We start from the raw sequence: 25,211 nt of genomic DNA on the forward strand, positions 1-25,211 counted from the left end.
TTCGCAGGGATTAATGACCAACGAAATTAGGTTTACGTTTTTCGAGGAAAGCGTTCATCCCTTCCTGGTAATCTTCGCTGTCATAAACCGCGCGGCGCATCCCCTGAATACGTTCAAATTCATCGGAGTTCATGGTGTGCGCTTCGCCCAGTACACGCAGCTCTTCTTTGATAACAGCAATGGCTAACGGCGCTTTCTCAGAGATGTGGTGCGCCATTTGTAAGGTGAAATCTTCCAGTTCTTCCACTTCCACAACATGGTTGAGGATGCCGACAGCCAACGCGCGCTGGGCGGTGATTGGCGAAGCGGTAAAAATCAGTTCTTTGACAATGTGGAAGCCCGCGTCGCGGGTCAGGTTGTGAATGCCGACCAGGTTATACGGGACGCCGAGGTTTACAGGCGTCATTGAGAAGGTTGAGGTACTGGCGGCGATAATCAGATCGGAACTCATGATCATTTCAAATGCGCCACCCCAAACACTACCTTCCACCATCGAAATGATCGGTTTCGGGAATTTTTGGATCATGCGGGTGATTTGACGCAATGGATCATCATAGGAGAGCGGATCGCGACCGCCAGACGGCAGTTCGTGAATATCGTGGCCTGCGGAGAAGACTTTGGATCCACTCGGCGCGCGCAAAATGATACAGCGAATTTCCGGCCGGTTGAGATCGCTTAATGCCTGCATAAGATCATCAATAAAGACTTTACTTAAGGCATTAAGTTTGCGGCCATAGTTAAACTCAATGACCGCCACTTTGTTGATAGTGACAACGTTAACATACTGATAAGACATAAAAATTCCTTTAATCAAAATATTGCGTCTGGATAAATTCACTGAGCTGCCGCAGGCCGGTGCGCGGTGAGAGCGTATTGTTTTTGACCGCTAAAAGCGTCTGGCGGTAATAGCGATCGAAATCTTCATTCGCGAACAGGTGATTCAGTACTTCTTCTTCGGTCTGCTTACGCAGCCATTCCACCGATTGTTGTTGCCGCACTTGTTGTAAACGACCACTGGCAGTTAGCGCGGTTTTGAAGTCGATGATGGCGTGCCAGATCTCATCGATTCCACGTTTTTCCAGTGCGCTACAAGTCAGAACCCGTGGCTGCCATTCGTCGTATTTACGTCGCAGAATATGCAGGGCACTCTCGTACATATGCCGGGCAATGGCGACATTGGTATGGTTATCGCCATCGTCTTTGTTGATAACGAGCAGATCAGCCACTTCCATCAGCCCTTTTTTAATGCCCTGCAGATCATCGCCGCCACCGGCAATTTGCAACGAGATAAAACAGTCCACCATGCGGGCGACTTCCGTTTCCGACTGCCCGACGCCAACCGTTTCGACAATCACTACGTCATAACCCGCCGCTTCGCATAACAGCATTAATTCCCGCGCTCGCTGACTGGCACCGCCCAGATGACCGGAGGATGGTACCGGGCGAATAAACGCCGCTTCGGCACGCGCCAGGTCATTCATGCGGGTTTTATCCCCGAGAATGCTACCGCCAGTGACCGGGCTGCTGGGATCGACCGCAATAACCGCGACCTTTAATCCCTCTCGAATCAACAACATGCCAAAGGCCTCAAGAAAGGTACTTTTCCCCGCGCCGGGGGTGCCGGTAACGCCCAGTCGCAGGGTGTTACCGCAGTACGGCATAATGGCATCAAGCAGCTGCGTACTTAGTGCCTGATGACGCGGGTGACGGCTTTCCACCAGCGTCATGGCCTGGGCGAGTGTGGCACGCTCACCCTGACGTAAGCGGCGAATACTTTCTGCCAGCGTGGCTTCATTAATCATGATGCTGGCTTATCAGATTCAGTACGTCGCGCACACTGTCGAGCATAGGTGTACCTGGACCATAAATCGCCGCCACGCCGCGCTCTTGCAGGAAGGCGTAATCCTGCGGCGGAATGACGCCACCCGCGACCACGCAGATATCTTCGCGTCCCCATTTTTTCAGCGCTTCGACCAGTTCCGGGATCAGCGTTTTATGACCGGCAGCCAGTGAGGATGCGCCCACTACGTGAACGTCGTTTTCTACGGCCAGGCGGGCGATCTCTTCAGGTGTAGAGAACATCGGGCTTAAATCTACGTCGAAACCGAGATCGGAATAGGCGCTGGCGATCACTTTCGCGCCGCGATCGTGTCCATCCTGGCCCATTTTGGCGATCAGAATGCGCGGGCGACGACCATTGTCGGCAAGGAACTGCTCCGTTTGCGCAACAATGGCATCGAACTCGGAGGCTGATTTCTCAGATTGATGATAGCTTTGCGCAATCACGCCGGTAACACACTGGCTTGGCACCAGATAACGGTCGAAAGCGGCTTCCAGCGCATCGGAAATTTCACCCAGGGTGGCGCGAACGCGAGCGGCATTAACAGCGGCAGCCAGCAGGTTTTCGTTATGCTGTGCGGCGTGAGTCAGGGCGTTCAACGCGGCGGTTACGGCGGCATCATCACGGGTGGCGCGAATGCGTTCCAGCGAAGCAATTTGCTCGTTACGCACCATCACGTTGTCGATCTCAAGTACATCGGTTTCGTCTTCGTGATCCAGTTTGTACTTGTTGACACCAACGATGACACGCTTGCCCTGGTCGATCAGCGACTGTTCGCGCGCTGAGGCCTCTTCGATCATTCGTTTTGGCAGACCTGCTTCGATCGCTTTCGCCATGCCACCGGCTTCGTCGATCTGTTGGATAATGGCTCTGGCTTGTTTGACGATTTGATCGGTCAGCGACTCAATGTAATAGGATCCGGCCAGTGGATCGACGGTGCGGCAGAGTTCTGATTCTTCCTGGATGATGATCTGGGTGTTGCGGGCAATGCGTGCTGAGAAATCGGTAGGCAAACCAAGCGCTTCGTCAAAGGCGTTGGTATGCAGTGACTGAGTACCGCCCAGCGTCGCAGCCAGTGCTTCAATGGTGGTGCGGATAACGTTGTTATACGGATCCTGTTCAGTCAGGCTCCAGCCTGAGGTCTGGCAGTGGGTACGCAGCGCCAGTGATTTCGGGTCCTGTGCGCCAAATCCACTGACCGCTTCGCTCCATAAATAACGTGCCGCACGCAACATGGCGACGTTCATAAACAGATCCATGCCGATGCCGAAGAAGAACGACAGGCGAGGAGCGAAGTCATCAATTTTCAGTCCGGCAGAGATTGCTGCTTTGATGTACTCAATCCCATCAGCGAGCGTAAATGCTACCTGCTGCACGCAGTTGGCACCCGCTTCACCCATGTGGTAACCGCTGATACTGATGGTATTAAATCGCGGCATGTTGCCGGAACACCAGGCGATGATGTCGGCGATAATGCGCATTGACGGTTTTGGCGGGTAAATATAGGTGTTGCGGCAGAGGTACTCTTTGAGGATATCGTTCTGAATGGTGCCGGTCAGTTTATCAGGTGTAACACCTTGCTCTTCCGCGGCGACGATATAAAACGCCAGTACTGGTAGCACTGCGCCATTCATGGTCATCGAAACCGACATTTTATCCAGCGGGATCTGGTCGAACAGGACTTTCATATCTTCCACGGTGTCGATAGCGACGCCCGCTTTGCCGACGTCACCCGCCACGCGTGGGTTATCGGAGTCGTAGCCACGGTGGGTGGCAAGGTCAAACGCAACGGAAAGACCTTTTTGCCCGGCGGCCAGGTTACGGCGATAAAAAGCGTTGGACTCTTTTGCTGTTGAAAAACCAGCATACTGACGGATGGTCCACGGTTGGGCGGTATACATAGTGGCACGCGGGCCACGAACGTAGGGCGGCAAACCAGGAAGGGTACCTGTCACCTCCAGATTATCGAGATCGGCTTCGGTATACAGCGGCTTGATGGCGATCCCTTCCGCGGTTTGCTGAACCAGCGAGTCGACAGTTTTCTCCCGACGGCTCAATTCCTTGTTGGCAAGCTGTTGCCACTCCTGCTCGTTAGACATTATTTGCTCCGTAAAACGCAATCAAAATGAGGGTATTTGCGCTTACGGTGAGCTTTTTACGTGGGTTTGTCGCCAGCAAAAAAAATGCATTCAGACGTCGTTTTTTGCCGCCTGAGATTTGTCTATTTTGTGATGTGATTCAAGGAATACAAAAAGAAGTGAGGATAACGCCTGATATGTGCTATCAGGCATTATTTGATGGATTAATCCTGACGAAGGACTTTGTGACCATAATCGAGCAACGCATCAGTGACTTTACGCATCATGCGGCTTTCAGGAGCAAAGCGGTGCCAGTAGAGCATCCGGCGTTGAAATAGCCCCGGCGTTAAGTCAATCAGTTCACCGCTGGCCAGTTCTTTCTCGATTTGCAGGTGCGGGATCATACAGCAGGTGGTGCCCTGGCGAGCAAGTTGTACGAACGCTTCTGAAGAATTAACGATATGGCAGGGCACGCTGCCTGGAGGCAGATCGAAGTTTTGCTGCAAAAAGGCCTGGTGCATATCGTCAAGATGGTCAAACGCGACCACTGGCGCTTTCAGTAATGCCGAACGCGTTACGCCGTTAGGGAAATATTTTTCGGCAAAGGGTTTTGAGCTGACGAACAGATAGTCGAGCGCACCAAGTTTATCGACAAGACAGCTCGGCAGCGCCTGATGTTGAATACTCACCGCGCCGACCACTTCGCCGCGGCGCAGACGTTCCTGAGTGCGGGTTTCATCTTCTACCTGCAAGTTGAGGCGGATAGGCGAATCAGCCAACACAGGAGCCAGTGCAGGAAGCAACCACGTCGCCAGACTGTCGGCGTTGACCGCCAGTGAAAGCAGCAGCGGAGTCGAACCGGTTTGTTCATCGCCCAGCCACTCTTCTTCCAGCAACTCCACCTGGCGCAGCAGTGCCAGCAGTTTTTGCCCTTGTTCCGTCGGGCGCGGCGGTACGGTACGCACCAACAGCGGCTGCCCGAACATATTTTCCAGTTGCTTAATGCGCTGTGAGACGGCTGATTGTGTAATGCACAGCTTTTGTGCCGCGCGCTCAAATCCTCGTTCACGTATCACCGCATCCAGTGCCTGTAATGTTCTGTAGTCCGGGCGTTTCATTGCTGTTGTCTGCTCCTGGTAAATGCTTTTTCCTGCACTATGACACAATTTTGTGTCAGGTTGCATATACCGAAGCCGTCGGCGGGTAACATTTGTATTCGTGGTTAAACGCGCAGCTTAAAAGATCAGGGATTTGCGCTAATGCATTTCGCTCAGCGAGTTCGCGCCCTGGTTGTGTTGAATGGGGTGGCGTTATTGCTTCAATTTGCCTGTAAACAGGGGCTTGCGACCGGTGAACTGGTGCGCCTGTTTGCACCGTGGAGCGGCATACCCAGATTGTTGCATGCCTTATTTGCGGGGCGAAAGGGGATGCCTGCCATTGCGCGATATTTTATGGATGAGTTAACCACGCGGCTTGCCAACGGGGTCTGAATCGCTTTTTTTGTATATAATGCGTGTGAAATTTCATACCACAGGCGAAACGATCATGACGCAGGATGAATTGAAAAAAGCAGTAGGATGGGCGGCACTTCAGTATGTTCAGCCCGGCACCATTGTTGGTGTAGGTACAGGTTCCACCGCCGCACACTTTATTGACGCGCTCGGTACAATGAAAGGCCAGATTGAAGGGGCCGTTTCCAGTTCAGATGCTTCCACTGAAAAACTGAAAAGCCTCGGCATTCACGTTTTTGATCTCAACGAAGTCGACAGCCTTGGCATCTACGTTGATGGCGCAGATGAAATCAACGGCCACATGCAAATGATCAAAGGCGGCGGCGCGGCGCTGACCCGTGAAAAAATCATTGCTTCGGTTGCAGAAAAATTTATCTGTATTGCAGACGCTTCCAAGCAGGTTGATATTCTGGGTAAATTCCCGCTGCCAGTAGAAGTTATCCCGATGGCACGTAGTGCAGTGGCGCGCCAGCTGGTGAAACTGGGCGGTCGTCCGGAATACCGTCAGGGCGTAGTGACCGATAACGGCAACGTGATCCTCGACGTCCACGGCATGGAAATCCTTGACCCGATAGCGATGGAAAACGCCATAAATGCGATTCCTGGCGTGGTGACTGTTGGCTTGTTTGCTAACCGTGGCGCGGACGTTGCGCTGATTGGCACACCTGACGGTGTCAAAACCATTGTGAAATGATCTGACGGGGGAACCTCCCCCGTTAAAAAAATTCTCTTCATTAAATTTGGTGACATGTGTCACGTTTTTACCTGGCTATTGTCGATTGCTCTAAATAAATCCTCTAAACCAGCATATTCAACCAAGAAATACCTTTGCGTGATATTTCCTCAACATCGCGACGCAAACGTTCATATTGCCGCAATATTATTTTTTGATATGTTGAAAGGCGGATGCAAATCCGCACACAACATTTCAAAGACAGGATTGGGTAAATGGCAAAGGTATCGCTGGAGAAAGACAAGATTAAGTTTCTGCTGGTAGAAGGCGTGCACCAAAAGGCGCTGGAAAGCCTTCGTGCAGCTGGTTACACCAACATCGAATTTCACAAAGGCGCGCTGGATGATGAACAATTAAAAGAATCCATCCGCGATGCCCACTTCATCGGCCTGCGATCCCGTACCCATCTGACTGAAGACGTGATCAACGCCGCAGAAAAGCTGGTCGCTATTGGCTGTTTCTGTATAGGAACAAACCAGGTTGATCTGGATGCGGCGGCAAAGCGCGGGATCCCGGTATTTAACGCACCGTTCTCAAATACGCGCTCTGTTGCGGAGCTGGTGATTGGCGAACTGCTGCTGCTATTGCGCGGCGTGCCGGAAGCCAATGCTAAAGCGCACCGTGGCGTGTGGAACAAACTGGCGGCGGGTTCTTTTGAAGCGCGCGGCAAAAAGCTGGGTATCATCGGCTACGGTCATATTGGTACGCAATTGGGCATTCTGGCTGAATCGCTGGGAATGTATGTTTACTTTTATGATATTGAAAACAAACTGCCGCTGGGCAACGCCACTCAGGTACAGCATCTTTCTGACCTGCTGAATATGAGCGATGTGGTGAGTCTGCATGTACCAGAGAATCCGTCCACCAAAAATATGATGGGCGCGAAAGAAATTTCACTAATGAAGCCCGGCTCGCTGCTGATTAATGCTTCGCGCGGTACTGTGGTGGATATTCCGGCGCTGTGTGATGCGCTGGCGAGCAAACATCTGGCGGGGGCGGCAATCGACGTATTCCCGACGGAACCGGCGACCAATAGCGATCCATTTACCTCTCCGCTGTGTGAATTCGACAACGTCCTTCTGACGCCACACATTGGCGGTTCGACTCAGGAAGCGCAGGAGAATATTGGCCTGGAAGTTGCGGGTAAATTGATCAAGTATTCTGACAATGGCTCAACGCTCTCTGCGGTGAACTTCCCGGAAGTCTCGCTGCCACTGCACGGTGGGCGTCGTCTGATGCACATCCACGAAAACCGTCCGGGCGTGCTAACTGCGCTGAACAAAATCTTCGCCGAGCAGGGCGTCAACATCGCCGCGCAATATCTACAAACTTCCGCCCAGATGGGTTATGTGGTTATTGATATTGAAGCTGACGAAGACGTTGCCGAAAAAGCGCTGCAGGCAATGAAAGCTATTCCGGGTACCATTCGCGCCCGTCTGCTGTACTAATTCCCCTTCTCTGAAAATTAACGGGCAGGTCACTGACTTGCCCGTTTTTTTATCCCTTCTCCACACCGTTGCCGCGTTGCGCATTCTACTTTGCGAGTCTGCTCCAGAAAATAAATCAAAGTCAGATCAATGCGTTGTGTTTATTTAATGGGGATTTACGATGGCGGGACAGCATGGGGCTGTAACGGTAAAGCCCTCACCGAAGCGAGGGCTTAAAGGAGAAGGGTTATGATGCGACTTGTCATCATACTGATTGTACTGTTACTGATAAGTTTCGGAGCTTATTAACAGTCAGTCTCAGGGGAGGAGTCATCCTCCCTTACCCTTACTCACTAAATTAGGTCAAAGAATCAACGATGTCAATCAGGGCGATGCGGGGTGCATCGCCCTGAACCGAACTTTTTGATAGCCACTTCATCGCCCACGTTTACTGCCGTAATAGATCCTTTTTCCCAAAAATTATCTCTGTTTTGCATGGGGTTTTTCGAGCACGCTCGAAGAAAAGATTTAAAGGTAGATCAATGCGTTGTGGTTATTTAAAGAGAGCTTACGATAGCTGGGCAGCATGGGGCTGTAACGGTAAAGCCCTCACCGAAGCGAGGGCTTGAAGGAGAAGGGTTATGATGCGACTTGCCATCATACTGATTGTACTGTTACTCATAAGTTTCCCAGCTTATTAACAGTCAGTCACAGGGGAGGAGCAATCCTCCCTTACCCTTACTCACTAAATTAGGTTAAAGAATCAACGATGTCAATCAGGGCGATGCAGGTGTATCGCCCTTACCACTCCCAGACTTTCGACGGTGTAACCACCGCAGGAAGAGGGATATCCCACTCTTCAACGGGGAGTTTTTCCACCAACTGACAATCATGCGCATAACCCACCGGTTGCGTTTTATAGTGCTGCCAGTTTTGTAAGGTCCGATCATAAAAACCACCGCCCATTCCCAGGCGCTGACCGTACTCATCAAAGGCGACCAGCGGTGTGATCAGCACGTCTAATCGGGAAAGGGGTAGCACGTCACGCACATCCAGTTTTGGCTCATGGATCTTCAACCTGTTCATCACCAGTTCGCTTTGCGGATGGTAATTCAGGAACAGCAAATTACCGGCACTAAAGGGATGCAAAACTGGAAGATATACGCGCTTACCGGCGCGCCAGAGTTGTTCTATTAGCGGCTGGGTGTCGAGTTCACCATCAAAAGAGAGGAATACAGCGACCGTATGCGCCATCACCACCGGGGGATAAGTCATCATCCGGGTAGCGGCTTGTTGACCCATTTCCTGCTGTTGTTCCGGCGTTAACGCACGACGACGTTGCCGAATCATTTTGCGGATTTCTTGTCGGGATAATGTCAGTGGGAGTTCTGGTAGTTGCGTCATGGCTGGTGCCAGATAAGAAGGGAATCTCCGAGATGCCGCCGCAGGCTGTAACCCTTGAACCCTTGGTTCAAGGTGAATGTGTCGTCGCAGTTTTAAGGCTTCTCGGACGGACCGAGCATGCTCACCAACCGCGGAGCGCCACATTCTTGTGGTATGAAATATCGGCTCAGGGGACTGGCCCGCTTGCGAACATCTCAGAGAAATTTTGTCTTCACGGTTACTCTACCACAGTAAACCGAAAAGTGTCATTCAAAGTTTTGGTTAGTTTTTTCGGTGATGCGACCTTGTTCAAGTAACGCTTGTTCTATGGTCTGCTGCAGCATCCGAATACGCTGTTCCATACTTGCCGCGTAGTCACGAGTCTTCGCTTTTTCTTGCGCTAACTCATAGCTGATATTCAATGCGGCAATGAAGACCAACTGTTCAGTATTTGTGACTCTAGTGCGTTCTTTCAGATCTTGCAACCGTTGGTTCAGATCGTCCGCTGCCTGATTCAACGCATCCCTTTGGTCAGGCGGGCAGTTCACACGCAGTGAACGGCCAAAAATTTGGATATCGACGGGTTGTGCAGACATGCCACCTTCCTGCTGATTGACTGCGCTGCCTTCGTCTTTAGACCCATGGTCTGCGAAGGGGCGACACTATAGCTACCCTGATGAGAAGAGACAAGCCCTTTTCTGGTCCACCAGGGCCCAAAGTGGTAGCATATCATGAATATTCCTCCCTTTGACGACGAATGCTTATGTCTATACAGAACGAAATGCCTGGTTACAACGAAATGAACCAGTATCTGAACCAACAAGGGACGGGTCTGACCCCTGCTGAGATGCATGGTTTAATCAGTGGGATGATATGTGGCGGTAACGATGACAGCTCATGGCTACCGCTACTTCACGACCTGACGAACGAAGGCATGGCTTTCGGTCATGAGCTGGCACAGGCACTGCGTAAAATGCACTCTGCCACCAGCGATGCCCTGCAGGATGACGGCTTCCTTTTTCAGCTTTATCTGCCTGATGGCGATGATGTCAGCGTTTTCGATCGGGCTGATGCATTGGCAGGTTGGGTCAATCACTTCCTGCTTGGTCTTGGCGTTACGCAACCGAAGCTGGATAAAGTGACCGGCGAAACCGGTGAAGCTATCGACGATCTGCGTAACATTGCGCAACTGGGTTACGACGAAGACGAAGATCAGGAAGAGCTTGAAATGTCGCTTGAAGAGATCATCGAATACGTTCGTGTTGCCGCGCTGTTATGCCACGACACCTTTACTCATCCGCAACCGACCGCGCCAGAAGTACAAAAACCGACTCTACACTAAAAACAAAAAACGTAAGGAGAGTGTTATGAGTGAGATATCCCGGCAAGAGTTTCAGCGTCGCCGTCAGGCCCTGGTGGAGCAAATGCAACCCGGCAGCGCCGCGCTGATTTTTGCTGCACCAGAAGTAACACGTAGCGCCGACAGCGAATACCCCTATCGTCAGAACAGTGACTTCTGGTACTTCACCGGCTTTAACGAACCGGAAGCGGTGCTGGTGCTGATTAAAAGCGATGACACTCATAACCACAGCGTTCTGTTTAACCGCGTTCGCGACCTGACGGCGGAGATCTGGTTTGGCCGTCGTTTAGGTCAGGATGCCGCGCCAGAGAAACTGGGCGTTGACCGCGCACTGGCATTCAGCGAAATTAATCAGCAACTTTATCAATTACTTAATGGTCTGGATGTGGTTTACCACGCCCAGGGCGAATATACCTATGCTGATGAAATCGTGAACAGCGCGCTGGAAAAGCTGCGTAAAGGTTCGCGACAAAATCTCACCGCGCCGGCAACGATGATCGACTGGCGTCCCATTGTTCATGAAATGCGCCTGTTCAAATCGCCAGAAGAGATTGCCGTACTTCGCCGCGCGGGTGAAATCACCGCCCTGGCGCATACCCGGGCGATGGAAAAATGCCGTCCGGGAATGTTCGAGTACCACCTGGAAGGCGAAATTCACCACGAATTTAACCGCCACGGCGCGCGCTATCCTTCCTATAACACCATTGTCGGCAGCGGTGAAAACGGCTGCATTTTGCACTACACCGAAAACGAGTGTGAACTGCGTGACGGTGACCTGGTGTTGATTGACGCGGGTTGTGAATACAAAGGTTACGCTGGCGATATTACCCGCACCTTCCCGGTCAACGGCAAATTCACTCAGGCCCAGCGTGAAATCTACGACATTGTGCTGGAGTCTCTCGAAACCAGCTTGCGCCTGTATCGTCCGGGAACTTCCATGCAGGAAGTCACCGGTGAAGTGGTGCGCATCATGGTTAGCGGCCTGGTAAAACTCGGCATTCTGAAAGGTGATGTTGATGAACTGATCGCTCAGAACGCCCATCGTCCTTTCTTTATGCATGGCCTTAGCCACTGGTTAGGGCTAGATGTCCATGACGTTGGCGTTTATGGTCAGGATCGCTCGCGCATTCTGGAACCGGGCATGGTACTGACCGTAGAGCCAGGGCTGTATATTGCGCCGGATGCAGAAGTGCCAGAACAATATCGCGGTATCGGCATTCGTATTGAAGACGACATTGTGATTACCGAAACCGGTAACGAAAACCTCACCGCCAGCGTGGTGAAAAAGCCGGAAGAAATCGAAGCGTTGATGGCAGCTGCGAGAAAGCAATGAGCGTAATCATCGTCGGTGGCGGCATGGCGGGCGCGACGCTGGCGCTGGCTATTTCCCGGTTAAGTCACGGGGCGCTGCCGGTACATTTGATTGAAGCGACCGCGCCAGAGTCACATGCTCATCCGGGCTTTGATGGACGAGCTATTGCGCTAGCGGCGGGGACCTGTCAGCAACTGGCGCGCATCGGCGTCTGGCAATCTCTGGCTGATTGCGCAACCGCCATCACTACCGTGCATGTCAGCGATCGTGGTCATGCTGGATTCGTCACCCTCGCCGCAGAAGATTACCAACTGGCGGCGCTGGGGCAGGTTGTCGAATTGCATAATGTCGGGCAACGGCTGTTTGCATTGCTGCGAAAAGCACCTGGCGTAATGCTGCATTGCCCCGATCGCGTAGCTAACGTTGCCCGTACTCAGAGTCACGTTGAAGTGACGCTGGAGAGCGGCGAGATGCTGACGGGCCGCGTGCTGATAGCCGCTGATGGCACCCATTCAGCGTTAGCCACCGCGTGCGGCGTTGATTGGCAGCAGGAGCCTTACGAACAACTGGCCGTGATTGCCAACGTTGCGACTTCCGTTGCGCACGAAGGCCGCGCTTTTGAACGCTTCACGCAACATGGCCCGCTGGCGATGTTGCCGATGTCTGACGGACGCTGTTCGCTGGTCTGGTGTCATCCACTGGAACGGCGCGAAGAGGTGCTGTCGTGGAGCGACGAGAAGTTTTGCCGTGAACTCCAGTCGGCCTTTGGCTGGCGACTTGGAAAAATTACCCACGCCGGTAAACGCAGTGCTTATCCGTTGGCGTTAACCCGCGCCGCCAGAGCTATTACCCATCGTACCGTGCTGGTGGGCAATGCGGCGCAAACTCTGCACCCGATTGCCGGGCAAGGGTTTAACCTCGGTATGCGAGATGTCATGAGCCTTGCGGAAACCCTAACTCAGGCGCATGAGCGCGGAGAAGACATCGGTGATTACGGCATATTGTGCCGCTATCAACAGCGTCGACAGAGCGATCGCGAAGCAACCATCGGCGTCACGGACAGCCTGGTACATCTTTTTGCCAACCGTTGGGCACCGCTGGTTGTCGGGCGCAACATCGGACTGATGACGATGGAATTATTCACCCCGGCACGCGATGTGCTGGCGCAGCGCACCCTCGGTTGGGTGGCGCGTTGAAGGCGGTTTTAAGGAATAAACAATGCAAAGTGTTGATGTAGCCATTGTTGGTGGCGGCATGGTGGGGCTGGCGGTTGCCTGCGGCTTACAGGGGAGCGGCTTACGCGTTGCCGTACTGGAGCAGCGCGTACCGGAACCTCTGGCGGCGGATGCACCACCACAACTGCGCGTTTCGGCTATCAATGCCGCCAGCGAAAAATTACTCACCCGTCTTGGCGTCTGGCAGGACATTCTCTCTCGTAGGGCCAGTTGTTATCACGGTATGGAAGTGTGGGACAAAGACAGTTTTGGTCACATTTCGTTTGACGATCAAAGCATGGGCTATAGCCATCTTGGGCATATCGTTGAAAACTCAGTGATTCACTACGCGCTGTGGAACAAAGCGCAGCAGTCGTCAGATATCACTCTGTTGGCCCCCGCAGAATTACAGCAGGTCGCCTGGGGAGAAAATGAAACTTTCCTGACGCTGAAAGATGGCAGCATGTTAACGGCGCGTCTGGTGATTGGCGCGGACGGTGCTAATTCCTGGTTGCGCAACAAAGCAGATATTCCGCTGACTTTCTGGGATTATCAGCATCACGCGCTGGTAGCGACCATTCGCACGGAAGAACCGCATGATGCGGTGGCGCGGCAGGTTTTCCATGGCGAAGGCATTCTGGCCTTTTTACCGCTTAGCGATCCGCATCTTTGCTCAATTGTCTGGTCACTGTCGCCAGAGGAAGCGCAGCGGATGCAGCAGGCAAGTGAAGATGAATTTAATCGCGCGTTAAATATCGCTTTTGATAATCGCCTGGGCTTATGCAAGGTTGAGAGCGCGCGTCAGGTGTTCCCACTGACGGGGCGTTATGCGCGCCAGTTTGCCGCGCACCGTCTGGTGCTGGTGGGCGACGCCGCGCATACCATTCACCCGCTGGCGGGGCAGGGAGTAAATCTCGGCTTTATGGATGCTGCAGAGCTGATTGCTGAACTGAAACGGTTGCATCGTCAGGGGAAAGACATCGGGCAGTACATTTACCTGCGCCGGTATGAGCGTAGCCGCAAGCACAGTGCGGCGCTGATGCTGGCTGGTATGCAGGGATTCCGCGATCTGTTTTCCGGTACCAATCCGGCGAAAAAACTGCTGCGTGATATTGGTTTGAAACTGGCCGACACGCTTCCTGGCGTTAAACCACAACTTATCCGCCAGGCAATGGGATTAAACGATTTGCCTGAATGGCTGCGTTAAAAATTTCTCTTCTGCTGTTTATTTGATACCCATCACACTTTCATCTCCCGGTTTTTTCGCCGGGAGATTTTCCTCATTTGAAATAAACTAATTTCACCTCCGTTTTCGCATTATATTTTCTAATGTCATTATTTTTTGATTTAGTGTTTTTTGACATTTTTTTAGCTCTTAATATTGCCTTATTCAAATTAGCTTTCTAATGGCATCATCTTTATATAGAAACTGGTGTGTTTTTTGGTTTTTTATTCTGTCGCGATTTTGGCGTTTTTTAACCATAAGCTAATGTGATGATCAATTTTACCTTATGGTTAACAGTCTGTTTCGGTGGTAAGTTCAGGTAAAAGAGAACGATTGCGTTGGGGACCGGGAGTGGCTCCGATGCTGGGTTTCGTAGTGATAATTTCACCATGAAAAAGTTGTCAGCCCCGCTTATTCAATGAGGACAAGATGGCACAACAGACTCCTTTGTACGAACAACACACGCTTTGCGGCGCTCGCATGGTGGATTTCCACGGCTGGATGATGCCGCTGCATTACGGTTCGCAAATCGACGAACATCATGCGGTACGTACCGATGCCGGAATGTTTGATGTGTCACATATGACCATCGTCGATCTTCGCGGCAGCCGCACCCGGGAGTTTCTGCGTTATCTGCTGGCGAACGATGTGGCGAAGCTCACCAAAAGCGGCAAAGCCCTTTACTCGGGGATGTTGAATGCCTCTGGCGGTGTGATAGATGACCTCATCGTCTACTACTTTACTGAAGATTTCTTCCGCCTCGTTGTTAACTCCGCCACCCGCGAAAAAGACCTCTCCTGGATTACCCAACACGCTGAACCTTTCGGCATCGAAATTACCGTTCGTGATGACCTTTCCATGATCGCCGTACAAGGGCCGAATGCGCAGGCAAAAGCTGCCACACTGTTTAATGATGCTCAGCGTCAGGCGGTGGAAGGGATGAAACCGTTCTTTGGCGTGCAGGCGGGCGATCTGTTTATTGCCACCACTGGTTATACCGGTGAAGCGGGCTATGAAATTGCGCTGCCCAATGAAAAAGCGGCCGATTTCTGGCGTGCGCTGGTGGAAGCGGGCGTTAAGCCATGCGGTCTGGGCGCGCGTGACACGCTGCGTCTGGAAGCGGGCATGAATCTTTATGGTCAGGAGATGGACGAAACCATCTCTCCGTTAGCCGCCAACATGGGCTGGACTATCGCCTGGGAACCGGCAGATCGTGACTTCATCGGTCGTGAAGCCCTGGAAGTGCAGCGTGAGCATGGCACAGAAAAACTGGTTGGTCTGGTGATGACCGAAAAAGGCGTGCTGCGTAATGAACTGCCGGTACGTTTTACCGATGCGCAGGGCAACCAGCATGAAGGCATTATCACCAGCGGGACTTTCTCCCCGACGCTGGGTTACAGCATTGCGCTGGCACGCGTGCCGGAAGGTATTGGCGAAACGGCGATTGTGCAAATTCGCAACCGTGAAATGCCGGTTAAAGTGACGAAACCTGTTTTTGTGCGTAACGGTAAAGCCGTCGCGTGATTTACTTTTTTGGAGATTGATTGATGAGCAACGTACCAGCAGAACTGAAATACAGCAAAGAACACGAATGGCTGCGTAAAGAAGCCGACGGCACTTACACCGTTGGTATAACCGAACATGCCCAGGAGCTGTTAGGCGATATGGTGTTTGTTGACCTGCCGGAAGTGGGCGCAACGGTTAGCGCGGGCGATGACTGCGCGGTTGCCGAATCAGTAAAAGCGGCGTCAGACATTTATGCGCCAGTAAGCGGTGAAATCGTGGCGGTAAACGACGCACTGAGCGATTCCCCGGAACTGGTGAACAGCGAACCGTATGCAGGTGGCTGGATCTTTAAAATCAAAGCCAGCGATGAAAGCGAACTGGAATCACTGCTGGATGCGACCGCATACGAAGCATTGTTAGAAGACGAGTAACGGCTTTATTCCTCTTCTGCGGGAGAGGATCAGGGTGAGGAAAATTTATGCCTCACCCTCACTCTCTTCGTAAGGAGAGAGGTTCACAATTCACTGCACGTTTCAGGAACCATCGCTCATGACACAGACGTTAAGCCAGCTTGAAAACAGCGGCGCTTTTATTGAACGCCATATCGGACCGGACGCCGCGCAACAGCAAGAAATGCTGAATGCCGTTGGTGCACAATCGTTAAACGCGCTGACCGGCCAGATTGTGCCGAAAGATATTCAGCTTGCGACCCCGCCGCAGGTTGGCGCACCGGCGACCGAATACGCCGCACTGGCAGAACTCAAGGCTATTGCCAGTCGCAATAAACGCTTCACGTCTTACATCGGCATGGGTTACACCGCCGTGCAGCTACCGCCGGTTATCCTGCGTAACATGCTGGAAAATCCGGGCTGGTATACCGCGTACACTCCGTATCAACCTGAAGTCTCCCAGGGCCGCCTTGAAGCACTGCTCAACTTCCAGCAGGTAACGCTGGATTTGACTGGACTGGATATGGCCTCTGCTTCTCTTCTGGACGAGGCCACCGCTGCCGCCGAAGCAATGGCGATGGCGAAACGCGTCAGCAAACTGAAAAATGCCAACCGCTTCTTCGTGGCTTCCGATGTGCATCCGCAAACGCTGGATGTGGTCCGTACTCGTGCCGAAACCTTTGGTTTTGAAGTGATTGTCGATGACGCGCAAAAAGTGCTCGACCATCAGGACGTCTTCGGCGTGCTGTTACAGCAGGTTGGCACAACCGGTGAAATCCACGACTACACCGCGCTTATTAGCGAACTGAAATCACGCAAAATTGTGGTCAGTGTCGCCGCCGATATTATGGCGCTGGTGCTGTTAACTGCGCCGGGTAAACAGGGCGCGGATATTGTTTTTGGTTCGGCGCAACGCTTCGGCGTGCCGATGGGCTACGGTGGCCCACACGCGGCCTTCTTTGCGGCGAAAGATGAATACAAACGCTCAATGCCGGGCCGTATTATCGGTGTATCGAAAGATGCAGCTGGCAATACCGCGCTGCGCATGGCGATGCAGACTCGCGAGCAACATATTCGCCGTGAGAAAGCGAACTCCAACATTTGTACTTCCCAGGTGCTGCTGGCAAACATCGCCAGCCTGTATGCCGTTTATCACGGCCCGATTGGCCTGAAACGTATCGCTAACCGCATTCACCGTCTGACCGATATCCTGGCGGCGGGCCTGCAACAAAAAGGTCTGAAACTGCGCCATGCGCACTATTTCGACACCTTGTGTGTGGAAGTGGCCGACAAAGCGGGCGTACTGACGCGTGCCGAAGCGGCTGAAATCAACCTGCGTAGCGATATTCTGAACGCGGTTGGGATCACCCTTGATGAAACAACCACGCGTGAAAACGTAATGCAGCTTTTCAACGTGCTGCTGGGCGATAACCACGGCCTGGACATCGACACGCTGGACAAAGACGTGGCTCACGACAGCCGCTCTATCCAGCCTGCGATGCTGCGCGACGACGAAATCCTCACCCATCCGGTGTTTAATCGCTACCACAGCGAAACCGAAATGATGCGCTATATGCACTCGCTGGAGCGTAAAGATCTGGCGCTGAATCAGGCGATGATCCCGCTGGGTTCCTGCACCATGAAACTGAACGCCGCCGCCGAGATGATCCCAATCACCTGGCCGGAATTTGCCGAACTGCACCCGTTTTGTCCGCCGGAACAGGCTGAAGGTTATCAGCAGATGATTGCGCAGCTGGCTGACTGGCTGGTGAAACTGACCGGTTACGACGCCGTTTGTATGCAGCCGAACTCCGGCGCACAGGGCGAATACGCGGGCCTGCTGGCGATTCGTCATTATCATGAAAGCCGCAACGAAGGGCATCGCGATATCTGCCTGATCCCGGCTTCTGCGCACGGAACTAACCCCGCTTCTGCACATATGGCAGGAATGCAGGTGGTGGTTGTGGCGTGTGATAAAAACGGCAACATCGATCTGACTGATCTGCGCGCGAAAGCGGAACAGGCGGGCGATAACCTCTCCTGTATCATGGTGACTTATCCTTCTACCCACGGCGTGTATGAAGAAACGATCCGTGAAGTGTGTGAAGTCGTGCATCAGTTCGGCGGTCAGGTTTACCTTGATGGCGCGAACATGAACGCCCAGGTTGGCATCACCTCGCCGGGCTTTATTGGCGCGGACGTTTCGCACCTCAACCTGCATAAAACTTTCTGCATTCCGCACGGCGGTGGTGGTCCGGGTATGGGACCGATCGGTGTGAAAGCGCATCTGGCACCGTTTGTACCGGGTCATAGCGTGGTGCAAATCGAAGGCATGTTAACCCGTCAGGGCGCAGTTTCTGCGGCACCGTTCGGTAGCGCCTCTATCCTGCCAATCAGCTGGATGTACATCCGCATGATGGGCGCAGAAGGGCTGAAAAAAGCAAGCCAGGTGGCAATCCTCAACGCCAACTATATTGCCAGCCGCCTGCAGGATGCCTTCCCGGTGCTGTATACCGGTCGCGACGGTCGCGTGGCGCACGAATGTATTCTCGATATTCGCCCGCTGAAAGAAGAAACCGGCATCAGCGAGCTGGATATTGCCAAGCGCCTGATCGACTACGGTTTCCACGCGCCGACCATGTCGTTCCCGGTGGCGGGTACGCTGATGGTTGAACCGACTGAATCTGAAAGCAAAGTGGAACTGGATCGCTTTATCGACGCGATGCTGGCTATCCGCGCAGAAATCGACCAGGTTAAAGCCGGTGTCTGGCCGCTGGAAGATAACCCGCTGGTGAACGCGCCGCACATTCAGAACGAACTGGTCGCCGAGTGGGCGCATCCGTACAGCCGTGAAGTTGCAGTATTCCCGGCAGGTGTGGCAGACAAATACTGGCCGACGGTGAAACGTCTGGATGATGTTTACGGCGACCGTAACCTGTTCTGCTCCTGCGTACCGATTAGCGAATACCAGTAATTCACTGATTCGACTATCTTCTAAAGGCGCTTCGGCGCCTTTTTAGTCAGATGACAAAGTACAAAAGCGCTCAGACAGTCCCCTCCCCCCTTTGGGGAGAGGGTTAGGGTGAGGGGAACAGGCCGGCACTGGCGCGAATATTTACCCTCACCCCGGCCCTCTCCCTGAAAGGGCGAGGGGAAAAGCGTGCCAACATTGAAGATTGAGCCAGTTTGTTAGCAATCTCAAAGATACGTCAACGAATTAATTTTTCTCGGAAAAACAAATGGCTATAGCACTTGTGACCGGTGGCAGTCGCGGCATCGGGCGGGCAACTGCATTACTGTTGGCGAAAGAAGAGTATACGTTGGCGGTTAATTATCAACAAAACCTCCATGCGGCGCAGGAAGTGGTGAACTTAATCACGCAAGCCGGTGGCAAGGCATTCGTGCTCCAGGCGGATATCAGCGATGAAAATCAGGTCATCGCAATGTTTACAGCAATCGATCAGCACGATGAACCGCTAGCAGCGCTGGTCAATAACGCCGGGATCTTGTTTACCCAGTGCACCGTTGAAAACCTTACCGCAGAGCGAATCAACCGAGTACTTTCCACCAACGTGACGGGATATTTTCTCTGCTGCCGCGAGGCGGTAAAACGCATGGCGCTTAAAAATGGTGGCAGTGGCGGCGCTATCGTCAATGTCTCTTCGGTGGCCTCACGGTTGGGTTCGCCAGGGGAATATGTTGATTACGCGGCATCGAAAGGGGCGATTGATACGTTAACCACCGGACTATCGCTGGAAGTCGCCGCGCAGGGGATCCGCGTTAACTGCGTGCGGCCAGGGTTTATTTATACCGAAATGCACGCCAGCGGCGGCGAGCCTGGACGCGTCGATCGCGTTAAGTCGAACATCCCCATGCAGCGTGGTGGACAGGCAGAAGAGGTCGCGCAGGCCATTGTCTGGCTACTAAGTGATAAAGCCTCTTACGTCACGGGAAGTTTTATCGATTTGGCGGGCGGGAAATAAAACAGGGAAGTTGTCTGACCGGATGCAACAAGTATTGCATCCGGTACTTCATCGACTTAAAGCTTCTCGCCGTTGCTGGCAATCACCTCTTGGTACCAGTTAAAGCTCTTCTTACGTGAACGCGACATATCGCCAGCACCGTCGTCATGTTTATTCACATAGATAAAGCCGTAGCGTTTGCTGTACTGCCCGGTGGTGAACGATACGCAGTCGATGCAGCCCCACGGTGTGTAGCCCATCAGATCCACGCCATCGTAAGTCACCGCTTTTTTCATCTCTTCGATATGGGCGCGCAGGTAGTCAATGCGGTAGTCGTCGTTGATGCTGCCATCTTCTTCCACTTTGTCGTAAGCGCCAAAACCGTTTTCGACAATAAACAGCGGCCTCTGATAACGCTCATACAGTTCGCAAAGGGCATAGCGCAGACCTACTGGATCAATCTGCCAGCCCCAGTCAGACGCTTTAACATACGGGTTCGGTACGCTGCCTTCGAAACCAGAGATCGCATCGCCGGTGCCGCCTTCGGCCTTCACTGCGTTGGTCATGTAATAGCTGAAACCAAGATAATCGCAGGTGCCTTCACGCAGTACATCGAGATCGCCGTCTTCCATTTTGATGTTAAATCCGCGACGCTCCCACTCGTTCAACACATAGGACGGGTAATAGCCGCGTAGCTGCACATCGGTAAAGACGTAGCGTTCGCGCATCGACTCCTGAGCGAACATCACATCGTCCGGGTTACAGCAGTAGGGATAGAGCGGCACCATCGCCAGCATACAGCCGACTTTCATCTCCGGGTTAATGCGACGCGCAGCTTTCACCGCCAGGGCGCTGGCGACAAACTGGTGATGCAGCACCTGATACATCGTCTCTTCCGGGTTCTCATGCTCGGTATAAACCACGCCGGAGCAGCAGTAACCGAACAGCGGTGCACGCCAGTTACGCTGGTTGTTAATTTCGTTGAAGGTCATCCAGTATTTGACTTTATGCTTATAGCGTTCAAACACCACTTCCGCGAAACGGACAAAGAAATCAACCACTTTACGGTTGGTCCAGCTACCGTATTGCTGCACCAGATGCAGCGGCATTTCAAAGTGGGAGAGGGTGATCACCGGTTCGATGTTGTATTTCAGCAGTTCATCGAACATATCATCGTAGAACTTCAGCCCTTCTTCGTTTGGCTGAGCTTCATCACCTTTTGGAAAAATACGCGTCCAGGCGATGGAAGTCCGAAAACATTTGAAGCCCATTTCGGCAAATAGCTTGATGTCTTCCTTGTAGTGACCATAAAAATCAACGGCTTCATGGTTTGGATAGTATTTGCCTGGCAAGACTTCTTTGGTGATTTCGCGCGGCACGCCGTGTGCGCCACCGGTCAGAACGTCACAAATGCTCGGCCCTTTGCCGCCTTTGTTCCAGCCGCCTTCGACCTGATGAGCGGCAACTGCGCCGCCCCATAAGAAATCTTTCGGTAAGGTGAGTTTTTTCACTATCATAGGCTCCAGATGAGTCAATTCTTACAGGAAATAGTACCATGCAGCCAAACGACATCACTTTTTTTCAACGTTTCCAGGATGACATTCTGGCTGGGCGTAAAACCATCACCATCCGCGACGAGTCTGAATCGCACTTCAAAACGGGTGATGTGCTTCGTGTCGGGCGTTTTGAAGATGACGGTTATTTTTGCACGATTGAAGTCACCGCAACCTCAACCGTAACGCTGGATACGCTGACGGAAAAACATGCAGAGCAGGAAAATATGACCCTGACTGAACTGATAAAGGTCATTGCCGACATCTATCCCGGTCAGACACAGTTTTATGTGATTGAATTTAAATGTCTTTAAATTGAACTCACGCCTGTTAGTTGAAATTTCGCATTTAATTTCATGATTTTTAGGAGATTAGTCTCAAATCAGAATTTATTTTAGCTAACAGGTGTTCACTGGAACTATTCTCAGTTACGCTGGAGAGGTATACATGTGCGTGTACGTTTCTCCGGAGTAAGTTATGGTTCAGAAGCCCCTCATTAAGCAGGGATATTCGCTGGCAGAGGAAATTGCCAACAGCGTCAGTCACGGCATTGGGTTGGTGTTTGGTATCGTTGGGCTGGTGTTGCTACTGGTTCAGGCGGTGGATCTCAATGCCAGCGCCACAGCGATAACCAGTTACAGCCTCTATGGCGGCAGTATGATCCTGCTGTTCCTCGCTTCGACGCTCTATCACGCCATTCCTCATCAACGGGCAAAAATGTGGCTGAAGAAATTTGACCATTGCGCTATTTACCTGTTGATTGCCGGAACCTACACGCCGTTTTTGCTGGTGGGGCTGGATTCTCCGTTAGCGCGCGGGTTGATGATTGTTATCTGGAGCCTGGCATTGCTGGGTATTCTGTTTAAACTGACCATCGCGCACCGATTCAAAATTTTATCTCTGGTGACCTATCTGGCGATGGGCTGGCTGTCGCTGGTGGTAATTTATGAAATGGCAGTTAAGCTCGCGGCGGGCAGCGTTACCTTACTGGCGGTAGGCGGCGTGGTTTATTCGCTCGGGGTGATTTTCTACGTCTGCAAACGCATTCCATACAACCATGCCATCTGGCACGGCTTCGTGCTCGGCGGTAGTGTGTGCCACTTTCTGGCGATCTATTTGTATATTGGGCAGGCGTAATGGGTATGCCTTTGTAGGCCTGATAAGACGCGCCAGCGTCGCATCAGGCGATAAATGCCTGATGCGATAAAGAGATTTACTCTTCGAGCGAATACGGCAGCGGCTCGATATGCAGTGTATTCGCATCGTCGCGTACGCGGAAGATGCTATCCGGTTCCATATCGTTATTCATGACGACCTGTACCACGACCTGACCATCTTCCAGTTTTACCGCAGCCAGCACCGTACCGGTACGACGCCAGTTCTCGCCCATTTTCAGCTCTAAGTCTTCACCAGCTTCCGGCAGTCGGCTGGCGCTACCTGCCAGCAACCAGAGCGCACGTTTATTGGCACCACGGAATTTTGCTCGCGCCACCATCTCTTGTCCGGTATAGCAGCCTTTTTTAAAGCTGATGCCGCCCAGCGCCTGGAGGTTGGTCGCCTGTGGGATAAACTGCCCGCTGTTGGCGGCATCAATCACCGGGAAACCCGCTTCAATGTTTAATGCCAGCCACTGTTGGCTATTGTTCAGTTCCGCTTCACCGCGCAGTTTATCGGTCAGCATATTAGCAGTAGCTTCATCGGTTACGATCAGGAAACGTTCTGCCGGGTGTTCAAACCATAGCAAAGTGGTCGCGCCTTCTTTAACTACCTGTTTTTCTTTCGAAGGCAGTTCACTAAAGAGATTTGCCAGCGCGGCGCGCGCCTGAAAACCGGCAACACCAAGCAGCACACGCTCGTCGTCTGGCGCGATGGTCACTTTAGAGAATACCGCATATTTTTTCAGTTCAGTCAGCTGCGGTTCACGCACGCTGCGCCGTTCAATCCATGCAAAGCCATCGCCGTCGCGGAACAGACGTAAATTGCTCCACATTTTACCTTTGGCGTCGCAATGGGCGGCGAGCAGGTGCTGATCTTCTGCCATCTGGCTGACATCTGCTGTCACCTGACCCTGCATATATTTTTCGCTGTCCGCGCCAGTAATGGTGGCAAGCGCCCAGTCATCAAGCGTCATCAGCGTCAGCGGTAAACGGGCAGAAGCCGTAGGCTGACGGGGAGGAAAAGGTGTAAAAGCCATAATAGAGTCCTGAGTTGCTTAACGGCGTATTAATGACTAATGGTAAAAGAGCTATGAGGCAATGCAAGTGCTTTCACTACGCGATCTGTGCCTTCTGCGAGGCGACTTCCAAAAAAATGAAGCCCTTGAATTGTTGTGAATTAATTTCGCGATCGCGATGGTGTTTACTGATATTCCCGTAAAAGAAGGCGAAAAACACGTTACAATAGCCGGGTACTGGATTTTCGTGAGACAGGAAGAAGATGGACATTAACAACAAAGCCCGCATTCATTGGGCATGCCGCCGTGGTATGCGCGAACTCGATATTTCAATCATGCCGTTTTTCGAACATGAGTACGACAGCTTAAGCGATGACGAAAAACGCATCTTTATTCGTCTGCTGGAATGTGACGATCCGGACCTGTTTAACTGGCTGATGAATCACGGTAAACCGGCCGATGCAGAACTGGAAATGATGGTCCGACTCATCCAGACACGGAACCGGGAACGTGGTCCTGTGGCAATCTGATTTGCGCGTCTCCTGGCGCGCACAGTGGCTTTCCTTGCTGATTCATGGGCTGGTTGCCGCTGTTATTTTACTCATGCCCTGGCCACTCAGTTACACCCCGTTATGGATGGTGTTACTTTCGCTGGTGGTGTTTGATTGCGTTCGCAGCCAGCGGCGTATTAATGCTCGCCAGGGGGAAATTCGCTTGTTGATGGACGGGCGTTTGCGTTGGCAAGGGCAGGAGTGGTGCATCGTCAAAGCACCGTGGATGATTAAGAGCGGCATGATGCTGCGTTTACGTTCTGATGGCGGTAAACGGCAACATTTATGGCTGGCAGCCGACAGCATGGACGAAGCCGAATGGCGGGATTTACGGCGGATTTTGTTGCAACAAGAGACGCAAAGATAAAGATGACGGCAAAGCATATGCGCTAAGCCGTCAGTGAGATCAGGCGTAATGCTCTGCCATTTCGTTGAGGATTTGCTCGCACCAGCTCTGAATACGCTCGTCGCTAAGGTCATACTGGTTAGTTTCATCCAGCGCCAGACCCACGAACAGTTGCCCGTCAGCAATCACCGGTTTCGGGCTGGTAAATTCATATCCTTCCGTTGGCCAGTAGCCGACGAACTTCACGCCTTTGGTCGAGAGTTTGTCATGCAGCATACCGAGCGCATCGAGGAACCACTCGCCGTATCCCAGTTGATCGCCAAGCCCATACAGCGCAACAATTTTACCTTCAAGGTTCAGGTCGTCGAGCTGATCCCAGACGGCTTCCCAGTCTTCCTGGATTTCACCAAAATCCCAGGTCGGGATACCCAGAATGAGCACATCGTACTGCTCCATTAATTTCGGGGAGTCGTCCTTGAGGTTATGTAAGGTCACCAGTTCTGGGCCGATAATATCGCGGATTTTTTCTGCCGCCATTTCGGTGTAACAGGTGCTGGAACCGTAAAAAAGACCCATATTCATAACGTA

Annotated in this window: 27 protein-coding genes and 1 other RNA gene; 17 read left to right on the plus strand and 11 right to left on the minus strand. The window is 52.4% G+C overall.

Features of this window, described 5'->3' with window-relative positions; genetic code table 11:
- Positions 1-10: 10 nt before the first annotated feature.
- The 4 genes from scpB to argP form a co-directional block, all read right to left on the minus strand.
- Positions 11-796 (minus strand): methylmalonyl-CoA decarboxylase, encoded by a 786-nt coding sequence (gene scpB, locus FTE26_RS15595; RefSeq protein ID WP_000122080.1) that lies wholly within the window; start codon positions 794-796, stop codon positions 11-13.
- 10 nt (positions 797-806) lie between these two features.
- Entirely contained in the window at positions 807-1,802 is a 996-nt protein-coding gene (gene meaB, locus FTE26_RS15600; RefSeq protein WP_000606527.1) for a methylmalonyl Co-A mutase-associated GTPase MeaB, read from the minus strand.
- Positions 1,795-3,939 carry a methylmalonyl-CoA mutase gene (scpA, locus tag FTE26_RS15605; RefSeq protein WP_000064234.1) on the minus strand — a complete coding sequence of 715 codons (2,145 nt, stop codon included), beginning with the start codon at positions 3,937-3,939 and terminating at the stop codon, positions 1,795-1,797. The genes meaB and scpA overlap by 8 nt, the downstream gene beginning before the upstream one ends.
- Positions 3,940-4,142: 203 nt before the next feature.
- Positions 4,143-5,036: a DNA-binding transcriptional regulator ArgP gene (gene argP, locus FTE26_RS15610; RefSeq protein WP_000828351.1), complete on the minus strand. Its 894-nt coding sequence runs from the start codon at positions 5,034-5,036 to the stop codon at positions 4,143-4,145.
- Positions 5,037-5,177: 141 nt separating this feature from the next.
- On the opposite strand from argP, the gene FTE26_RS15615 reads away from it, so the two are divergent.
- The 5 genes from FTE26_RS15615 to FTE26_RS15635 all read left to right on the plus strand — a co-directional run bounded on the left by FTE26_RS15615 (position 5,178) and on the right by FTE26_RS15635 (position 8,290).
- Positions 5,178-5,408, plus strand: a complete 231-nt coding sequence (locus tag FTE26_RS15615) for a hypothetical protein (RefSeq protein ID WP_001348334.1) — start codon at positions 5,178-5,180, stop codon at positions 5,406-5,408.
- A 55-nt stretch (positions 5,409-5,463) separates the two neighbouring features.
- Positions 5,464-6,123: a ribose-5-phosphate isomerase RpiA gene (gene rpiA, locus FTE26_RS15620; protein WP_000189743.1), complete on the plus strand. Its 660-nt coding sequence runs from the start codon at positions 5,464-5,466 to the stop codon at positions 6,121-6,123.
- 254 nt (positions 6,124-6,377) lie between these two features.
- Positions 6,378-7,610, plus strand: coding sequence for a phosphoglycerate dehydrogenase (serA, locus tag FTE26_RS15625; RefSeq protein ID WP_001151604.1), 1,233 nt, complete (start codon positions 6,378-6,380; stop codon positions 7,608-7,610).
- A 228-nt stretch (positions 7,611-7,838) separates the two neighbouring features.
- Complete coding sequence (gene ibsC / locus FTE26_RS15630) at positions 7,839-7,898, plus strand: type I toxin-antitoxin system toxin IbsC (RefSeq protein ID WP_071524576.1); 60 nt, start codon at positions 7,839-7,841, stop codon at positions 7,896-7,898.
- A 332-nt stretch (positions 7,899-8,230) separates the two neighbouring features.
- Positions 8,231-8,290, plus strand: a complete 60-nt coding sequence (locus tag FTE26_RS15635; protein ID WP_001387035.1) for a type I toxin-antitoxin system Ibs family toxin — start codon at positions 8,231-8,233, stop codon at positions 8,288-8,290.
- A gap of 100 nt (positions 8,291-8,390) precedes the next feature.
- Here the strand turns inward: FTE26_RS15635 and FTE26_RS15640 are convergent, their stop codons facing one another.
- From FTE26_RS15640 to zapA, 3 genes are all read right to left on the minus strand, one after another.
- Positions 8,391-8,993 carry a 5-formyltetrahydrofolate cyclo-ligase gene (locus FTE26_RS15640; protein ID WP_000192748.1) on the minus strand — a complete coding sequence of 201 codons (603 nt, stop codon included), beginning with the start codon at positions 8,991-8,993 and terminating at the stop codon, positions 8,391-8,393.
- A 20-nt stretch (positions 8,994-9,013) separates the two neighbouring features.
- Positions 9,014-9,197: non-coding RNA, 6S RNA (ssrS, locus tag FTE26_RS15645), on the minus strand.
- Between the two features lie 41 nt (positions 9,198-9,238).
- Positions 9,239-9,568, minus strand: a complete 330-nt coding sequence (gene zapA, locus FTE26_RS15650) for a cell division protein ZapA (protein WP_001276008.1) — start codon at positions 9,566-9,568, stop codon at positions 9,239-9,241.
- A 167-nt stretch (positions 9,569-9,735) separates the two neighbouring features.
- On the opposite strand from zapA, the gene ygfB reads away from it, so the two are divergent.
- From ygfB to ubiI, 4 genes are read left to right on the plus strand one after another with little or no spacing between them, the layout of a single operon-like run.
- Positions 9,736-10,314 carry a UPF0149 family protein YgfB gene (gene ygfB / locus FTE26_RS15655; RefSeq protein ID WP_001295378.1) on the plus strand — a complete coding sequence of 193 codons (579 nt, stop codon included), beginning with the start codon at positions 9,736-9,738 and terminating at the stop codon, positions 10,312-10,314.
- A 25-nt stretch (positions 10,315-10,339) separates the two neighbouring features.
- Positions 10,340-11,665 (plus strand): Xaa-Pro aminopeptidase, encoded by a 1,326-nt coding sequence (pepP, locus tag FTE26_RS15660; protein WP_001290141.1) that lies wholly within the window; start codon positions 10,340-10,342, stop codon positions 11,663-11,665.
- Positions 11,662-12,840 carry a 2-octaprenyl-6-methoxyphenyl hydroxylase gene (gene ubiH, locus FTE26_RS15665; RefSeq protein WP_000111171.1) on the plus strand — a complete coding sequence of 393 codons (1,179 nt, stop codon included), beginning with the start codon at positions 11,662-11,664 and terminating at the stop codon, positions 12,838-12,840. Before pepP ends, ubiH begins: the two co-directional genes overlap by 4 nt.
- 22 nt (positions 12,841-12,862) lie before the next feature.
- On the plus strand, positions 12,863-14,065 hold the full coding sequence (ubiI, locus tag FTE26_RS15670; RefSeq protein ID WP_001192185.1) for an FAD-dependent 2-octaprenylphenol hydroxylase: 1,203 nt from the start codon (positions 12,863-12,865) through the stop codon (positions 14,063-14,065).
- 73 nt (positions 14,066-14,138) lie between these two features.
- Here ubiI and FTE26_RS15675 read toward each other — a convergent pair whose 3' ends face one another.
- Positions 14,139-14,222 carry a hypothetical protein gene (locus FTE26_RS15675; protein WP_122056850.1) on the minus strand — a complete coding sequence of 28 codons (84 nt, stop codon included), beginning with the start codon at positions 14,220-14,222 and terminating at the stop codon, positions 14,139-14,141.
- 290 nt (positions 14,223-14,512) lie between these two features.
- Between FTE26_RS15675 and gcvT the strand changes: the two genes are divergently transcribed.
- The 4 genes from gcvT (at position 14,513) to FTE26_RS15695 (ending at position 20,021) form a co-directional block, all read left to right on the plus strand.
- The gene (gene gcvT, locus FTE26_RS15680; protein WP_000068701.1) at positions 14,513-15,607 is read left to right on the plus strand and encodes a glycine cleavage system aminomethyltransferase GcvT; all 1,095 of its coding nucleotides are present in this window, start codon (positions 14,513-14,515) and stop codon (positions 15,605-15,607) included.
- A 23-nt stretch (positions 15,608-15,630) separates the two neighbouring features.
- The gene (gene gcvH / locus FTE26_RS15685; RefSeq protein ID WP_001295377.1) at positions 15,631-16,020 is read left to right on the plus strand and encodes a glycine cleavage system protein GcvH; all 390 of its coding nucleotides are present in this window, start codon (positions 15,631-15,633) and stop codon (positions 16,018-16,020) included.
- Positions 16,021-16,138: 118 nt separating this feature from the next.
- Positions 16,139-19,012: an aminomethyl-transferring glycine dehydrogenase gene (gene gcvP / locus FTE26_RS15690; RefSeq protein ID WP_000195023.1), complete on the plus strand. Its 2,874-nt coding sequence runs from the start codon at positions 16,139-16,141 to the stop codon at positions 19,010-19,012.
- Between the two features lie 265 nt (positions 19,013-19,277).
- The gene (locus FTE26_RS15695; protein ID WP_000951940.1) at positions 19,278-20,021 is read left to right on the plus strand and encodes an SDR family oxidoreductase; all 744 of its coding nucleotides are present in this window, start codon (positions 19,278-19,280) and stop codon (positions 20,019-20,021) included.
- 56 nt (positions 20,022-20,077) lie between these two features.
- Here the strand turns inward: FTE26_RS15695 and bglA are convergent, their stop codons facing one another.
- Positions 20,078-21,511: a 6-phospho-beta-glucosidase BglA gene (gene bglA, locus FTE26_RS15700; protein ID WP_001344773.1), complete on the minus strand. Its 1,434-nt coding sequence runs from the start codon at positions 21,509-21,511 to the stop codon at positions 20,078-20,080.
- A gap of 44 nt (positions 21,512-21,555) precedes the next feature.
- Between bglA and yqfB the strand changes: the two genes are divergently transcribed.
- Both yqfB and trhA read left to right on the plus strand, forming a co-directional pair.
- Positions 21,556-21,867: a N(4)-acetylcytidine aminohydrolase gene (gene yqfB, locus FTE26_RS15705; protein WP_001182954.1), complete on the plus strand. Its 312-nt coding sequence runs from the start codon at positions 21,556-21,558 to the stop codon at positions 21,865-21,867.
- 163 nt (positions 21,868-22,030) lie between these two features.
- Positions 22,031-22,690: a PAQR family membrane homeostasis protein TrhA gene (gene trhA, locus FTE26_RS15710; protein WP_000250274.1), complete on the plus strand. Its 660-nt coding sequence runs from the start codon at positions 22,031-22,033 to the stop codon at positions 22,688-22,690.
- 76 nt (positions 22,691-22,766) lie between these two features.
- On the opposite strand, the gene ygfZ is transcribed toward trhA, so the two are convergent.
- Positions 22,767-23,747: a tRNA-modifying protein YgfZ gene (gene ygfZ, locus FTE26_RS15715; RefSeq protein ID WP_000886062.1), complete on the minus strand. Its 981-nt coding sequence runs from the start codon at positions 23,745-23,747 to the stop codon at positions 22,767-22,769.
- Between the two features lie 242 nt (positions 23,748-23,989).
- Here ygfZ and sdhE point away from each other — a divergent pair, with 242 nt between their 5' ends.
- Both sdhE and FTE26_RS15725 read left to right on the plus strand, forming a co-directional pair.
- The gene (gene sdhE / locus FTE26_RS15720; RefSeq protein WP_000354046.1) at positions 23,990-24,256 is read left to right on the plus strand and encodes an FAD assembly factor SdhE; all 267 of its coding nucleotides are present in this window, start codon (positions 23,990-23,992) and stop codon (positions 24,254-24,256) included.
- Complete coding sequence (locus FTE26_RS15725; protein ID WP_000244772.1) at positions 24,237-24,644, plus strand: protein YgfX; 408 nt, start codon at positions 24,237-24,239, stop codon at positions 24,642-24,644. Before sdhE ends, FTE26_RS15725 begins: the two co-directional genes overlap by 20 nt.
- A gap of 39 nt (positions 24,645-24,683) precedes the next feature.
- Here the strand turns inward: FTE26_RS15725 and fldB are convergent, their stop codons facing one another.
- Complete coding sequence (fldB, locus tag FTE26_RS15730; RefSeq protein ID WP_001055874.1) at positions 24,684-25,205, minus strand: flavodoxin FldB; 522 nt, start codon at positions 25,203-25,205, stop codon at positions 24,684-24,686.
- Between the last annotated feature and the right edge of the window lie 6 nt (positions 25,206-25,211).

Origin of the sequence: Escherichia sp. S10b (assembly GCF_028421345.1) — a bacterium.
GTDB lineage: Bacteria > Pseudomonadota > Gammaproteobacteria > Enterobacterales > Enterobacteriaceae > ECMA0423.